Raw genomic sequence first — 312 nt, forward strand, 5'->3', positions numbered from 1 at the left:
GTTCGAAACGATACAACAGCGGCACATTGCATTTTTCAGCGACAATGGCACCTCCGCGAGCAAAAAGAGCTCCAAAGTTTCGATTTCCCGATGCAATCACACCTTTAATCAATGCTCGATTATTCGGGTTATTCAATAGACTTATAACGGAGTTAGGCACAGCTCCTCGCCCCTCACCATCGGCATAAGTCGGGCATATAAGTACGAATGGTTGCTCAATCTCTAGCGCCCTTTCATTGGCCTCAGTAGGAAGCCTAATCGCAGGTAATCCTAGCTGTTCGACAAATCGCTTCGTATTCCCGGAAGCGCTAG

At 47.8% G+C, this 312-nt stretch carries 1 protein-coding gene; it reads right to left on the reverse strand.

Features of this window, described 5'->3' with window-relative positions:
- A partial coding sequence (gene nrdI, locus AB4496_RS22950) for a class Ib ribonucleoside-diphosphate reductase assembly flavoprotein NrdI (protein WP_372132085.1) occupies positions 1–312 on the reverse strand: 312 nt, incomplete at both ends.

Origin of the sequence: Vibrio sp. 10N.222.46.A1 (assembly GCF_041473595.1) — a bacterium.
Taxonomy (GTDB): domain Bacteria; phylum Pseudomonadota; class Gammaproteobacteria; order Enterobacterales; family Vibrionaceae; genus Vibrio; species Vibrio tasmaniensis_A.